A 15008-nucleotide genomic window follows, 5' to 3' on the forward strand; every position below is an offset into this window, starting at 1 on the left:
ATTACCCTCCTAAAAAAGAGCTTCTTACTCTTGGATCGTCTAATAATTCTTTACCAGTACCTGAATAACGATTTTCTCCAGTCACTAGTACATAGCCTCTATCTGAAATACTTAAGGCTTGTTTTGCATTTTGTTCTACCATTAAGATTGCAACATTAGTTCTTTTTACTTTTACAATATGATCAAATAATTCGTCCATCACAATTGGTGATACGCCAGCAGTTGGCTCGTCTAACATTAAAACTGTGGGTTTAATCATTAAAGCTCGACCTAGAGCTACTTGTTGTCTTTGACCTCCAGAAAGCTCACCAACCATCTGATTTCTTTTCTCTCTTAAAATTGGAAACAATTCAAAAATTTCCTCAATTATATTTTTGATTTCATTATCAACAAGAAATGCGCCCATTTCTAAATTTTCTTCAACAGTCATCCCTGCAAAAACATTTTTAGTCTGTGGCACAAAAGAAATACCTTGCTTAACTCGATCTTGAGGAGATAATTTTGAAATATCCTTACCATCAATCTTTACTGATCCAGACTTTAAATCAAGCAATCCCAACATTGCTTTCATGGCAGTTGATTTACCAGCTCCATTAGGACCTAAAATAGAAACTATTTCACCTTTATTAACATTTACTGAACACGAACTAATAATGTCAGGACCATTACCATAACCACCTGTCATTTCTATTCCTTCAAAATATGCCATTAGTTAGTTTCCTTTAATTTTGATCCTCTTCCAAGATAGCTTTCGATAACTTTCTCATCTTTTTTTGCTTCTTCAACACTTCCTTCAAATAATACTGACCCCTCAGCCATTACAATCACTGGATCACACAATCTTCCAATAAAATCCATATCATGTTCAATCATACAAAAAGTATAACCTTTTTCTTTATTTAACTTTTCTATTGCAGTTCCAAGATCTTTTAACAAAGTTCTGTTAACTCCAGCCCCTACTTCATCTAATAATACTAATTTTGCATCAACCATCATGGTTCTTCCAAGTTCTAATAGTTTCTTTTGTCCACCTGAAAGATTTCCAGCGAGTTCATTTGATAAATGTCCTAAATTTAAAAATTCAACAACTTCTTTTGCTTTCTCTTTAACCACAGCCTCTTCTTGTGCAACTAAACCTGGTTTAAATAATGCTGTCATTATTTTTTCTCCAGATTGATTTCCAGGAACCATCATTAAATTTTCTAAAACAGATAAATTTGAAAATTCATGTGCAATTTGAAATGTTCTTAACAACCCTTTAGAAAATAATTCATAAGATGGAACATCAGTAATATTTTCATCATCAAAAACAACATTTCCACCAGAGGATTTTAGGTTTCCAGCAATTAAATTAAATAAAGTTGTTTTACCAGATCCATTTGGCCCAATGATACCAGTGATAGTTCCTCTTTTAACTTTTATTGAACAATCTGAAACTGCAGCTAATCCACCAAAATATTTACTTAAATTATTAATCTCTAAAATATTTTCAGACATTTGATTTATTTGTTAAGTCTTCTGTGAATACTATTTAATGTTTTTTCTAGAGATCTATAAAATCCAGCTTTAGTTAATTCTTTCACACCTTGTTCATTTAATCCTTTTGGCGTTTGAGACTCTTTTACTAAATTCTTTAAATTTTCTTTTGAATTTACTACAGCATCTTCAGATAAAGCTAAAAATAAAGAAGTAATATATTTTTGAGCATTATTTCTTTTTACCCCTCTTTTTACCAACCAATCAGTCATTACTCTTAACATCTCATAAAAAGTTGCCATCATGCCAGAGGTTGACCAAAAATTTATAGATGATTTTTCGTTTTTAATTTCTACAGTTGTACCCAAATTATTAAAAAATGCTTTAACTTTTGAATTAGGAGGGCAAATAGGCACCGGACCTTTCTTTAATGAAATTGGAGGTAAAGGTATTGCTCTTACAATTTTTGCTTTTACTTTAATTGCTTTCTTTAATTGAGATAAAGTAATTGTTGAAATAAAACTAACAACTGTTTGGGTAGATTTAAATTTTAAATCTTTAATAATTTTTTCACCAACAATAGGTGTAACAGATAAAAATACCCAATTAGATTGATCTAAAATTTGTTGATTATCCTTGGCAATGATTATTTTTTTAAACTTTCTTTTTAACCTAAGAGCTATTTTTTTATTTCTTGGAGAAATAATAATTTTCTTATAGGAAATTTTTGATTTACATATTCCAGTAATTACTGAAGCTGCAATTTTTCCAGTACCAATAAAACCTAAATTCATAATTTTGGATACTTTATATTGATTATATTGAATTAATTAACAAAAAAAGAACCTCTAATTCTTAGTAATTCTCTGCTTAATTCCTTGTTTTCTTTAAAAGGTTTTCTTCCATGAAGCCAGAAATAATTATTTGCAATCACAGAGAATCCAACAGGTAATTTTGTAATTATTTTATTTTTACTTTCCTCTAATCCATCAGACAATCTTTGTAAAAAATTTCCTTGATCCATATTTTGAGGTTCTGGAAACTGATCTATATAAGATATCGTTGGTCTTCCCTCTTTATCAGTCGAAAAGACTGGGTGCTCTACCTTGTAATTAATATTTTTACTTTTTGGTGACCCCCAAACAAAATTTTGTCTCCCAACTGGATCATTGTATAAATCATCACAATGCTCCCAGTCATCAAGGTGTAACATAGCTGTTTCACCACCTTCAACATTTTGCTCATCAATTTTTGTCATAATTAACCAATCGGTTACATCTTTCACATATGTCCCATCTGTATGAAGATCCATATTCCTATAAGCCTTTCTTAGGTAAGAGTCGCTAGTATCTTCATGTTTAACATGAAAACGAGCATAATATTTTCCTGCCATAGCATCATGATTAGGTACACCAATTAGATGAGCTATTGCAGTTGATAACTTAACTAAAAATGTATCATTAATTTTTACAGTTATATTTTTTGGTCCAATAATAAAGCAACCTGTAGATCTATCTCTAATAATTGAGTTCATTAATTCGCTTAATTTATTATTTGTTAAATCATCTAAACTTTTAGCTAAAGTAAATCTTGTAAATGGTTTTAGCTCTAATGCTGTTAAATCAAATTTATTAAAAGGGAAAATTAATTTATCTATTATGTCATTTTCTAAACTAATTTTTATAATCCTATTTGATTTATCATGTTTTTGAATATCTATGCCTGTAATTTTTTGCATTCTAAATTTTATTTTACCTTATTTTATAAATCAATTTAATCAGATATAATTGTTAATTATTGCCATACAAATAGCTGAGAAAATTGTTGGATAAACAAAGTTTTTCTTAGAAATAAAAAAAACAAACAAGGATAAAAACACAACAATTGATCTACTGTAATAACTAGCATCTACCAAAATACCAGCAGGAAAAATTATAGTTCTAGCTATTAGTGCTGCCAAGGTTGCATAGGCTAAACAATTAAACCACTTAAAAAGCTTGGAAGTTTCTTTAATACCCTCAGATGTTAGAGCGCCCAAAAATCTAGACAAAAATGTTGCTAAAGACGTAACAAGGATTGCGTAAACAATATTAGCTGACACTGTGCTCTCCTACTAGATAAGCTAAGGTTCCGCCAATTATACCTGCTATCAAAATTGACCACTCTGGTGAGAGTAAATAAATAATTGGTCCTAATATAGTTCCAAATAAAACTGATAGAGTTACTGGTATAGTTTTAGATGCACCAATCATCATACATAGAAAATAAACTGGGTTAAGAATTGCTAAACCCAACATCATATCTTTATTCAAATGTTCTGAAAAAGAGAAACCTAAAAATGTTCCAATTACTGATACACTTACTGTTGCACTTCCAATACCAATCCAATAATCAATTCTATGTTTTTTTGGAATGTTTTTATAATTGCTTTTCATGATTAGCCATGCGGAAATAGCAATGAAATGACATGAAAAATAATACTTCCACTTAGGTTGACTTTTATGCATCATTAACGGAAATAAAGATACAGCCATAGGGTAAAGTCTTGCATTAACAATCCATACTGCCAAAAAAATATTTAACAAAGATGCTCCAATTAACATGGACTCGGCCATCACTAGTGAGCCTGGTAAAGCATAAGTTAAAACAGTTGAAAAAATACTTTCTTGAATATTAAAACCTAAATTTTTAAATAGAGCTCCAATAGCTATAAAGCAACAGGTGAGAGCGATAGCTGGACTATCATGAGTAAATATAGATCTATATCCTTTAAAGAAAAAATTTTTTTTAATCATTATCCACCTAGGAACAGTCTACCAACATCAGGATTTTGAAGTAAATCATCTCCTTTACCCGCAATTGCAGTTTGCCCAGATACCAAAACGTATCCAATATCTGCAAACTCTAATCCTTTTTTGGCATTTTGCTCAACTAGAATGATTGTTTTTTTTTCATTTTGCTGAAGATCTCTTAATATTTCAAAAACCATTTCAATATATCTGGGTTCAAGTCCAATTGACGGTTCGTCTACTAAAAGTACTGAAGGTTTCATAACTAATGCTCTTGATATTTCTAATAATCTTCTCTCACCTCCAGATAATACTTTTGCAGGTTGGTTTCTTCTATTTCTTAACCTTTCATACTTTTCAAAAATTCTTTCAGCCTCTTCAAATGATTCATCTGTTTTTTCTTTTATATATCCTCCCATTAATAAGTTTTCTTCTACTGTCATATCTGGAAATACAGAGTTGTCCTGCAATATATAAGCTATACCAACTGACTTTAACTTTTCTGCTGGGGTAAGATTTGTAATTTCTTTTCCTTCAAGTTCAATTTGACCAGAAAAAATATTTGTAAAACCATATATTGAGTGAAGAATTGTAGATTTGCCTGCACCATTGGGACCAATCAAACACAAAGACTGTGCTTTATTCACAAATAAATCAAAGTTATGTAAAATTTCCATTTTTCCATAACCTGCATTTAAATTTTTTATTGTTAAATGAACTTCATTTGGAGATAATTTTTTTAAATCATCTGGAGTTGGAGCTTTTCCTAATACCTCATATTGATTAGCCATTATTGAGCTCCTAAATACGCATCAATGACACGTTTATCATTTTTAATTTCATCTGGTGATCCATTAGCCAACATTTTACCATGAGCTAAACAAAAAATATTTTCTGCTAATTGCATAATCACTCTCATATTATGTTCAATAACCAAAAGGGTTATTCCAAAATCCTGATTAACTTTAATTAATCTGTCTATAATACCATTTATTAGTGTTGGATTAATTCCAGCTGTAGGCTCATCTAGAAGTAACATCTCTGGTTCATTCATTAATGCCATAGCAAGCTCAAGTAATTTCTGTTGACCAAAAGATAGATCTCCAGCCCTTAGTTTTCTTTTTTGATACAATCCTACAAAATTTAATAGATTTTCTGCTTTTTCTGTTAATTCTTTTGGAATTTTAGAAAATATTTTCATTAAATTTGCATCACTACCTTTGTGACTAATAAGCATATTTTCTATGCAGTTAAGTTTTCCATAAATTCTAGTCTGTTGAAAAGTTCTTAGCAGTCCAAGCTTAGCAATAACTGGGACTGGTAACTCTGAAACTTCTTCACCATTAAACTTAATAGATCCGTTATCTATTGGGTAAGTACCTACAATTGAATTAAATAATGTAGTTTTGCCTGAACCATTTGGCCCAATTAATCCAACTATCTTCCCTTTTTCAACATTCATTGAAATGTCAACATTTGCTTTAACACCACCAAATGATTTACTTACATTGCTTACTTCTAAAATACTCATTTAAGTTCTACCTGTGCTTTACGATCTTTTTCATCAATTACTTCACCAAATCGTTCTGGATATTTTTCTCTTAACCATCCCATAATTCCTTCTGGGAAATAAATTACAATTACAACAATCAAAACTCCAAGAGCAACATACTGCCAACCTAAGAAGAATGTCCAAAAACCTTCTTTAAAAATATGGAATACAGTTGCTCCAATAATTGGACCCCAAAGTGTACCTTTGCCACCCAATATTGCCATTAAAACCATGAAGACTCCCATCTCTCTACCATCAAATGCAACATCAGTAGAGTCAATGTATCCAACTAATCCCCCCATTATTCCACCAGCTAATCCACAGAAGAAAGCTGAGATCATCCATCCAATGATTTTATATTTCATTGTTTCAATTCCCATTGCTTCTGCTTTATCTTCGTTATCCCTAATTGCATTTAATATTAACTTAAATCTAGTGGTATAAATTCCTCTCACAGCTATGAAAGTCAGTACTAAAACAAAAAAACTTAAGAAATAGAAAAATTCACCTCTTGAATCTAAACTTCCAACTTCAGGAAATGGTGGTGTTGTGAAACCTTGTCCTGCTCCAATAATTTCAATTCCTCCAGAAATTTCGCCTGCCGCAACACCTAATCCTAATGTACAAATAGCAAAATAATGTCCTCGAAGTCCTAAAATAGAGTATCCAATTAAACCTGCCACAATAGTTGGTACAATTGCAGCGACTATCAACCCGACAGCCATTCCCTGAAAAAATTGTGCCGGTGTATGCACAAATGTTTTCTCGCCACCACTTTCAGTCCACTCAGCTAGTGGGAAAAACATTCCAACTTGAACAGAGGCACATAGATACATTCCAAGACCATAAAAAAGAATATTTCCAAATGAATTATAACCCATTTCACCACCTTGGATATTCCAAGTAGTTGCAAGTACAATCAATACACACAGTATTGATAACTGAACTTTAAAAGCAGGAAATAAAAATGGAGCAGCTAAACCGAATAATAAAATTCCAGAATATAAAATTAAATTATTCTTGTTCATATAAACTATTTATTTTATTTCTAAATTTTTGATCAACTGTAAAATAATGTCCATTTTCTTCATGTATACTTGATCCATTTAAATGATATTCATCTAAATGTTTTTTAAATTTTTTAATATCAACCTTAATTTTATTGCCAGTATCATCAATAATTTCAACTTTTTTCATTTTAAATACTCTCTTTTTCTTGAAAGTTTAAATCTTCTATAAACTAGAATTAGTACTAATAGTAAAAATACAGAACCAATCCTAAATTCTGTTCCTAGAATATAGTCTGCAAATTCTTCAAATACACCTAGCCCCATACCTGACATAGCAACACCTGGTAAATTGCCAAGACCTGCAACGATAACAATCATAAATGATCTTATTGTGTATGGTAATCCCATATAGGGGTGAATAGTGAATGTTATGGAGATTAAAGCTCCAGCAACACCACATAGAGCAGCATTAATTCCAAAAGTTGCTGCATAAACTTTTTCTGTATCAACGCCTAAAATCTTTGCAGCTCTTGCATTTTGCGCTGTAGCTCTAATTGCACGACCAAGCTTAGATTTTTTCATGTAAATTACTAAACAAATTGCAAATAAAATGCTTATAAAAGCTGAAAATATTTTTGAATTTGGTAACACTACGTTGCTGTTAAATAACATAGTTGTTCCATAATCTGAATTTGCAAGAACAACGTCAGCTCCAAATGCGAAGTTCATTAATTGCATGAAAAGAATACTTATTCCAAAAGTTGCTAAAATAGAGATAAATAAATCTCTATCTACTACTTTATTAATTACAAGTTTGTAAATTGCTATACCAACAAAGAACATTATTATTGGAGATACGATTACTCCCCAAGCTGGATGAATTCCATAAAGATACATAAAGTAAGCAATGTACCCTCCTAAAATAACAAGATCGCCTTGAGCGATATTTATAATATTCATTACTCCCCATTGAAGAGCCATACCATAAGCAATCAATGCAAATAAAATTCCAAGTAAAATTCCATCCAAACATGCTTGAACAGAAATCATTGGATACTGGAAGACCATGAAATCCATAATGAATCCTATAAAAAAATACCCCCTATATATATTATATTAGGGGGTATTTATAGATTTGTTTTATCTTTCAGACCACGAAGGGATTGGGTGAATCAATTTAGCTGAAGCCCATTTAGTTGGAGCAACAACTTTGTTTTCACATTTTCCTCCATCATCACACATAACCTGGAAAAGTACCATTGGCTTGTCAACATTCTGACCACCTTCTGCAAATTTTATGTTTCCATAAAAAGTTTGCATATTAGTAGCTGCAAGAGCATCTCTTACTTTCTTTTGATCAAAAGAATTTGCTCTCTCGAATGCATCTTTAAATACCAATAGGGCAGCTGAAGACTCTGCTGCTTGGTATGGAGGTGCATAACCAAACTCTTTAGTAAAGTCTGCATCATAGGTCATACCATCTTTAAAGAAATCATCTTTATAAGTTAGTGTTTTGTGCCACTGAGAAGCGCATAAAGCATATTGTGAGTTTTTACCATGTTGCTTTGATAATTTAGCAGCATCACAATGTGTCATAGCTAACATTGGAACATCAACTTTCATCTCCGATATTTGTCTGATAGCAGTTAGAGCACCTTTAGTGTGACCTGAAACAACTAAAACATCTGGTTTCATTTGTTTCACTTTGACTAAAGTAGCGGCCATATCATTAAGCTCTTTTGGTAATTTGTCATCAATTACTTTTTTAGAGCCAGTTCTCTTAATTGCATCTAACACACCAAGTCTCACATCTTGAGAAAATGCATCTTGTTCAAACGCCATTGCAACGGTAACTCCTTTTCCATTATTCTTTTCAACTGCTAGATCTATAGCAACATCAAGATATAAATTAGCTGGAGCTAATACAGCAAATAAATATTTGTAACCTTTTGTAAACAAAGATCTAGATGCACCATTTGCTTCAACCATTGGAACACCATATTTTTCAGTCACTGGAGCAATCGCTTTAGTTAAACCAGAACTGTAAGGGCCAAGCATAAACTCAACACCATCTTGTGATATTAATCTTTCTGCAAGCTGTGCAGCTCTCTTAGGGTTTGACTCATCATCGTAATAAATAATGTCAAACTTATAAGTCTTTCCACCAACTTTAACACCACCCATGCTGTTAATTCTATCAACGGCCATGTTATAACCATTTTGAGTATGAACACCATTAGATGAGTATTTACCAGTTAAGGAAATCGCAGCACCTAAAATAATTTTGTCACCAACTACTTTTGCAAAAGATGCAACAGAAGTTGAAAATAAAATTACTAATGCAGAAACAAAACTTAAAATTATTTTATTTAATCTCATTTTATTTCCTCTTTAATTAATTAATTATATAATGATTAAATAAAGAAATTTTATTTTATGCAAGTGGCAATAAAGGCCAGATCTAATTAATATTGTTGAGTTACAACGATTATTGCGGCTATAATTACTAAAACACTCGCAGAAATTGTATTAATTATTTTTGGATTTGCAGTTATCCACTTTATTAGTTGTTGTGCGAGCATTGCGTAGCCAATTAAAGATAAAAAATCTAAAACGATATAAGTTGTAATTAAAATTACAAATTGAACCAATAAATTTGAATTAAAGTCAATAAATTGAGGAAAAATAAAAGGAAAAAACATCCAAGCCTTAGGACTTGTACCAGCAACTAAAAAACCATCTCTAAAAAAAGATAAGTTGCTTTTTTTTATTTCTCCTTCATTTGTAATACTTTTTGGTCGAGATTTATAAATATCATAAGCCAAATATAATAAATAAACTATTCCGATCCATTTAAACCCATTAAGTGCTATTGAGTTCTCTGAAAAAAAAGATCCAATGACAAAAATAACTAAAGTTGCTTGAAGCAAATTTGCAGTTACGTCTCCTAAGGCAGACCATACACATTTTCCAACACCGTAATTCATTGAATAAGAGATAATTACAATCCTGGGAGTTCCAGGTGTAATAAATAAAAAAATAATTATCTGTAGATAAAGTATAAAATCTAGGGGGAGCATAAAAAAAGATAGTCCTTAAAAACCGGGAGCTAAAGATGGCTAAGAAGGACTATCAAATATATAATATCAAAGGCTAAAAAAAATGCATTAAATATTTTTTTCAAATATAAAGGATTTATGAAAAAAAAAGGTCACAGGCCAATTACAAAAGTCAAAAATCCAGAACCCAAAATGGACGATCCTGATTGGATCATTTGGGCAGCTTGGGCAGACAGGATAACTTTTGAAGAAATTGAAAAAAAAACTGGAAAGAAAGAATCTGATGTAATTAAAATTATGAGGAGGTCTCTAAAACCATCATCTTTCAGATTATGGAGAAAAAGAGTAAATCAAAAAAGTATAAAACATCGCAAAAAGTTTGAATACTCTAGAAAAGAAATAACTAGTAAAATTAAAAAAGGTGATTATTTATAAAATATGAAAAAAATTACCATGTATACGGGTCCCTTTTGTAATTATTGTGAAGCAGCTAAAAGATTATTAGCAAGAAATAATGCAACATATAATGAAATTGATATTTCAAAAGTTGATGGAGCAATGGATGAAATGATTAAAAAGGCAAATGGTAAAAGAACAATTCCCCAGATCTTTTTTGATGAAGAGCATATTGGCGGTTATGATGAAGTTAGAGCACTAGAAAAAGAAAATAAACTTCAAGATCTTTTAAAAAATTAATTTTAACAATTTATACTTTTGGTTTAAAAATTAAACAAACGCCGTTATTACAAAATCTTTTTCCTGTAGGTTCAGGTCCATCTTCAAATATATGACCATGATGTCCTCCACATTTTTTACAATGATACTCGGTTCTTGCATAACCTATGTGATGATCCGTTTTGGTTTCAAATACATCTGGTAAAGAATCATAAAATGAAGGCCAGCCTGAACCACTCTCATATTTTGTTTTTGAGTCAAATAATTTTTCTCCACAATTTGCACAATGAAAACTTCCTTCTCTTTTTTCATGATTGAGTTCACTCGAACCAGCAAGCTCAGTCCCTTCTTCGAATAAGATTAATTTTTGTTCCACAGTTAAATTTGGATTTATTTTTTTTGTCATGATCCTATATATTTAGCACAGGATTTATGTAAGATTGAATGTAATTCAACTAATTTTTTAAAATCTTTATTATAACCACCACCTAAAACACCACAAAAGGGTATTCTTTTAGAAAAAAAGTTTTCGATAACAAGCTCGTCTCTAGATTTAATACCTTCATCAGATATTTTTAGTTTACCTAATCTATCGTTAAAATGAATATCTACTCCAGCTATATAGAAAACAAAATCAAAATTTTCTTGATTTAACTCATTTAAATAATGTTTAAGTGTATTAATGTAAGCATCATCCTCTAAATTATCTTCTAGCTCCACATCTAAATCGCTATTAGATTTTTTGGCTGGATAATTAGTTTTAGAGTGCATACTGAAAGTAAAAACACTTCTATTTTCTTTAAAAATTTCTGAATTTCCGTTTCCTTGATGAACATCTAAATCAACAATTAATATTTTGTTAGCCAAGCCTCGATTTAGTAGATAATGAGCAGCAACAGCTACATCATTAAAAACGCAGTATCCAGCTCCACCATCATAGTTTGCGTGATGACTACCGCCAGCAGTATTACATGATATTCCATAATTAATTGCAAGTTTAGAGGCTAAAACAGTACCACCAGTAGCTACTAATGATCTCTGAACAACACTATCAACAAGTGGAAATCCAATTTTTTTTACTTCATCTTTACTTAATGTTTTATTTTTGATGTTAGAGATATACTCTTTTGAATGTGCGTAACTCAATGTTTCAAGCGAACAAGCATATGGTTGATAAAACTTTTTAACGATTTTATTTTGGATCAAATAATTTGCCAATTCTCCAAACTTGTTTATAGGAAATTTATGATCATCTCCAATTTTGGCAAAATAATCCTCATGATTAACCACTGGTAAATCCATCGTTACTCTAAAACACGTACTGGCTTTCCATCAACACAAGCCTCTAATCCTTCAATCATTTGATTATAAAAAATACTATAATTTTCTGCTGTCACATAACCTATATGTGGAGTAAGAAGTGCATTAGGTAAAAACCTTAGTTTATTATTTTCAGGTAAAGGTTCTTTATCATAGACGTCAATTCCAGCTCCTGCAATTACATTGGTTGACAATGCAATAATTAAATCATCCTCATTAACAATAGGTCCTCTAGAAGTGTTTATCAAAAAAGCTGTCTTTTTCATTTTATCAAATTCTTTTATGGTAATACAGTCTTTGTATCTTTCACCTCCTTGAACGTGAATTGAAAGAACGTCAGAATTTGTGATTAAGTCATCTTTGCTACAAGGGAGTATATCTAATTCTTTGCACTTATCTAAGCTCAAATTTTCACTCCAGGCCATTACTTGCATTCCAAATGCTTTTCCAATTTTTGCAACTTCAGAACCTACTCTGCCTAGACCAATTAAACCTAGAATTTTTCCTTTCAATTCCACTCCAATTGTTGTTTGCCAATACCCTTGATACATATTGTCAAACTCTTCTTTAAAATTTCTAGCTAAACCTAGAATTAGTGCCCAAGTTAATTCAGGGGTTGGGTTTAAATTTATATCTGTACCACAAACAATAATTTTTCTTTTTTTCGTAGCATCTAGATCAATAGATTTATTTCTTAATCCGCTTGTAATTATAAATTTTAAGTTGTTTAAATTGTCAATCAAATTTTTTGTAATAGGAGTTCTTTCTCTCATTATTAATAAAGCTTCAAAATCAGCTAATTGTTCAATTGTGTCAGCTTCATCTAAAAAAGGTTCACTAAATATCTTGAACTCATATTTTCCAGATAGTTTTCCTAAATCCACAAATTGTTGAGCAACGTTTTGATAATCATCTAATATAGCGACTTTAAGCATTTTTAACTTTCTTATTTGATAACAATATTCCTGTAATAATAAAACAAGCGCCTAAAATATGATAAAACATAAATTTTTCACTAAAAAAGATCATTGCCATTATTGCGCTTAATATTGGCATTAAGTGTAAAAAAACACCAGAACGATTAGCGCCAATCATGGATATTCCTTTTATCCATAAAAGAAAAGATGCTAAACCTGGAAACAAAACCACATAGGATAAAATTAAAATAAAAGGCAATTCTAAATTAATTCTAAAGCCAATTTGATATTCAATAAAATAAATTGGTATTAGAAATATTAAACCAAAAGTAATTACTACTTGGAGTAATGATATTTGAGTTAATTCATATTGTTTTCCTTTTAACAACGTTGAGTATAAAGCCCATGAAAACATTGCTATCACCATAGTAATATCACCTTTATTAAAGTCTAAATTTTTTAATATTTCCAGGTTTGCTTTTGTAATAATCATAATTACACCAGCAAAAGAAAAAACTACTCCAATAATCTGAAATATATTTGTTTTTTCAATTTTTAAAATTGATGAAAACAACATTATCATCACAGGTATTGTTGAAATCATTAATACTCCACTAATAACTTGTGTAAAATTAAGAGAATAATAAACAATTGAGTTAAATACTGTTATGCTCGTAACTCCCAATATAATAAAAAGCTTATAATTCTTTATAATATAGTTTCTTTTCTCTATTATTTCAGAGATTGTAAAAGGAGCTAAAATTAACCATGCAAAAAGCCATCGATAAAAGTTTAATGAAAAAGGTGGTACCTCATAAAAACTTGCAAGTTTTCCAACCACGAAGTTTCCTGCCCAAAATGTTACTGTCAAGAAAAGATATAAGTAAGCTAAAAAATTATTATCTTTTGTCACTTAATTAAATCTAAGCGAACTATAAGGCTTTAAATCTAAATTTGTATTTTCATTCGCTATCATTCCTGAAACAATCTTTCCAGAAATTGGGCCCAAAGTCCATCCTAAATGATGGTGTCCAAAACAATAATAAACGTTTTTGTAATTTTTTGATGGTCCCATAACAGGTAAAAAGTCAGGTAAAGTGGGTCTAAATCCCAACCATTCATCCTCATGCTCAGGTAAATCTCCTAGCATATATTTTGCATTACTTATCAAATTTTTAATTCTTGATTTCGATAATGGATTGTCTAATCCACCAAATTCAACAGTTCCAACTACTCTTAAACCCTGTTCCATCGGTGTAATTCCAAATCCACGATTAGAAAATATTACTGGCCTACTTAATAAATGATCACAATTTTTAAAATGAACATGATATCCACGTTCTGTATCTAAAGGTATTTTTTCACCAAGATTATCTGTTAATTTCTTTGAAAAAGCACCACAAGCTATCACCACCTTATCAAAAACATAACTTTGGTTTTCAGTTTTAAAAACTGGTTTTTCTTCATCAAAACTAATATCTTTAATATTTACTTTATTAAATTTTCCTCCTTTTTGTAAAAATAAATTAAACAACTTTAAAAGAATTCTTTTTGGGTTTCTTGCATGTCTTGCATAAGGATAATATACGCCTGCGTGGTAAAATGGTTTGATATGAGGTTCAAGATCGTGAATTTCGGATTTGCTAACTAGTTGTTGCTTAACACCCAGTTCATCTCTAACTCTTATTTCTAATTCTCTACTTTTCAAATCTTTATCATTCCAAATATAAAGAATACCCTTGTTTTCAACTAAACCTTCTAGGTCCACCTCTTCAAACAATTCATCGTAAGCTGGTAAAGCTAAATCTAAAATTTGATGCATATTTTTAGCAGTATGCATCATCTTAGATTTAGTTGTGTTCATTATAAATTTTATAAACCACGGAATCATTTTAGGGACATAATTCCATTTTAAAGCTAGTGGGCCTGAAGAACTTAAGAGCATAGCGGGAACATCTGCAAGAACATCGGTTCTATTTAAAGAAAGAGATGCATATGGAGAAAAATGACCAGCATTACCATAAGAGGCAGCATGGCTGCCTGGGTTATCTCTATCAAAAATGGTTACATTAAAACCTTTTTTTTGAAGAAATAGAGCATTGGATACACCCTGAATGCCTGCTCCAACTATTCCTACTTTAAGATTTTTATTCATCGAGTTGTTATACAATTAAATATTATAATTTCAGAGTGACAAATTATGCAAATTT

The 15008-nt window shown here is 30.7% G+C and carries 20 protein-coding genes; 2 read left to right on the top strand and 18 right to left on the bottom strand.

Going from position 1 to position 15008, the window contains the following annotated elements; genetic code table 11:
- Position 1: 1 nt before the first annotated feature.
- From ACTT9L_RS04030 to ACTT9L_RS04090, 13 genes are all read right to left on the bottom strand, one after another.
- Positions 2-709: an ABC transporter ATP-binding protein gene (locus ACTT9L_RS04030; RefSeq protein ID WP_440928050.1), complete on the bottom strand. Its 708-nt coding sequence runs from the start codon at positions 707-709 to the stop codon at positions 2-4.
- A complete protein-coding gene (locus tag ACTT9L_RS04035) occupies positions 709-1497 on the bottom strand; it encodes an ABC transporter ATP-binding protein (RefSeq protein WP_440928051.1) in 789 nt (262 codons plus the stop codon). Before ACTT9L_RS04035 ends, ACTT9L_RS04030 begins: the two co-directional genes overlap by 1 nt.
- Positions 1498-1502: 5 nt before the next feature.
- The gene (locus ACTT9L_RS04040) at positions 1503-2270 is read right to left on the bottom strand and encodes a pyrroline-5-carboxylate reductase (RefSeq protein WP_440928052.1); all 768 of its coding nucleotides are present in this window, start codon (positions 2268-2270) and stop codon (positions 1503-1505) included.
- Between the two features lie 32 nt (positions 2271-2302).
- Positions 2303-3214, bottom strand: a complete 912-nt coding sequence (glaH, locus tag ACTT9L_RS04045) for a glutarate dioxygenase GlaH (RefSeq protein ID WP_440928053.1) — start codon at positions 3212-3214, stop codon at positions 2303-2305.
- A gap of 39 nt (positions 3215-3253) precedes the next feature.
- Positions 3254-3577, bottom strand: a complete 324-nt coding sequence (locus ACTT9L_RS04050) for an AzlD domain-containing protein (protein WP_440928054.1) — start codon at positions 3575-3577, stop codon at positions 3254-3256.
- Positions 3567-4271 carry an AzlC family ABC transporter permease gene (locus ACTT9L_RS04055; protein WP_440928055.1) on the bottom strand — a complete coding sequence of 235 codons (705 nt, stop codon included), beginning with the start codon at positions 4269-4271 and terminating at the stop codon, positions 3567-3569. The genes ACTT9L_RS04050 and ACTT9L_RS04055 overlap by 11 nt, the downstream gene beginning before the upstream one ends.
- Positions 4271-5056, bottom strand: coding sequence for an ABC transporter ATP-binding protein (locus ACTT9L_RS04060; RefSeq protein WP_440924955.1), 786 nt, complete (start codon positions 5054-5056; stop codon positions 4271-4273). The genes ACTT9L_RS04055 and ACTT9L_RS04060 overlap by 1 nt, the downstream gene beginning before the upstream one ends.
- Positions 5056-5796: an ABC transporter ATP-binding protein gene (locus tag ACTT9L_RS04065; RefSeq protein WP_440928056.1), complete on the bottom strand. Its 741-nt coding sequence runs from the start codon at positions 5794-5796 to the stop codon at positions 5056-5058. Before ACTT9L_RS04065 ends, ACTT9L_RS04060 begins: the two co-directional genes overlap by 1 nt.
- Complete coding sequence (locus tag ACTT9L_RS04070) at positions 5793-6845, bottom strand: branched-chain amino acid ABC transporter permease (protein WP_440928057.1); 1053 nt, start codon at positions 6843-6845, stop codon at positions 5793-5795. Before ACTT9L_RS04070 ends, ACTT9L_RS04065 begins: the two co-directional genes overlap by 4 nt.
- Positions 6832-7014 carry a hypothetical protein gene (locus ACTT9L_RS04075; protein WP_440928058.1) on the bottom strand — a complete coding sequence of 61 codons (183 nt, stop codon included), beginning with the start codon at positions 7012-7014 and terminating at the stop codon, positions 6832-6834. Before ACTT9L_RS04075 ends, ACTT9L_RS04070 begins: the two co-directional genes overlap by 14 nt.
- A complete protein-coding gene (locus tag ACTT9L_RS04080) occupies positions 7011-7904 on the bottom strand; it encodes a branched-chain amino acid ABC transporter permease (protein ID WP_440928059.1) in 894 nt (297 codons plus the stop codon). Before ACTT9L_RS04080 ends, ACTT9L_RS04075 begins: the two co-directional genes overlap by 4 nt.
- Positions 7905-7967: 63 nt before the next feature.
- The gene (locus tag ACTT9L_RS04085; protein WP_440928060.1) at positions 7968-9206 is read right to left on the bottom strand and encodes an amino acid ABC transporter substrate-binding protein; all 1239 of its coding nucleotides are present in this window, start codon (positions 9204-9206) and stop codon (positions 7968-7970) included.
- 86 nt (positions 9207-9292) lie between these two features.
- Entirely contained in the window at positions 9293-9907 is a 615-nt protein-coding gene (locus ACTT9L_RS04090; RefSeq protein ID WP_440928061.1) for a LysE family translocator, read from the bottom strand.
- 117 nt (positions 9908-10024) lie between these two features.
- Between ACTT9L_RS04090 and ACTT9L_RS04095 the strand changes: the two genes are divergently transcribed.
- Entirely contained in the window at positions 10025-10321 is a 297-nt protein-coding gene (locus tag ACTT9L_RS04095) for a TIGR03643 family protein (protein ID WP_440907558.1), read from the top strand.
- 3 nt (positions 10322-10324) lie between these two features.
- Positions 10325-10582 carry a glutaredoxin 3 gene (gene grxC, locus ACTT9L_RS04100; RefSeq protein WP_440928062.1) on the top strand — a complete coding sequence of 86 codons (258 nt, stop codon included), beginning with the start codon at positions 10325-10327 and terminating at the stop codon, positions 10580-10582.
- 10 nt (positions 10583-10592) lie between these two features.
- On the opposite strand, the gene msrB is transcribed toward grxC, so the two are convergent.
- Genes msrB through ACTT9L_RS04125 form a run of 5 tightly spaced genes read right to left on the bottom strand, consistent with a single transcriptional unit; the run spans position 10593 to position 14953 of the window.
- The gene (gene msrB, locus ACTT9L_RS04105) at positions 10593-10967 is read right to left on the bottom strand and encodes a peptide-methionine (R)-S-oxide reductase MsrB (RefSeq protein WP_440928063.1); all 375 of its coding nucleotides are present in this window, start codon (positions 10965-10967) and stop codon (positions 10593-10595) included.
- Complete coding sequence (locus ACTT9L_RS04110; RefSeq protein ID WP_440928064.1) at positions 10964-11863, bottom strand: histone deacetylase family protein; 900 nt, start codon at positions 11861-11863, stop codon at positions 10964-10966. The genes msrB and ACTT9L_RS04110 overlap by 4 nt, the downstream gene beginning before the upstream one ends.
- A gap of 2 nt (positions 11864-11865) precedes the next feature.
- Complete coding sequence (locus ACTT9L_RS04115) at positions 11866-12816, bottom strand: D-2-hydroxyacid dehydrogenase family protein (protein ID WP_440928065.1); 951 nt, start codon at positions 12814-12816, stop codon at positions 11866-11868.
- Positions 12809-13711, bottom strand: coding sequence for a DMT family transporter (locus tag ACTT9L_RS04120; protein WP_440928066.1), 903 nt, complete (start codon positions 13709-13711; stop codon positions 12809-12811). Before ACTT9L_RS04120 ends, ACTT9L_RS04115 begins: the two co-directional genes overlap by 8 nt.
- Entirely contained in the window at positions 13712-14953 is a 1242-nt protein-coding gene (locus ACTT9L_RS04125; protein WP_440928067.1) for an NAD(P)/FAD-dependent oxidoreductase, read from the bottom strand. It lies immediately after the preceding gene.
- Between the last annotated feature and the right edge of the window lie 55 nt (positions 14954-15008).

Source organism: Candidatus Pelagibacter sp., from assembly GCF_052049675.1.
Classification (GTDB): Bacteria; Pseudomonadota; Alphaproteobacteria; order Pelagibacterales; family Pelagibacteraceae; genus Pelagibacter.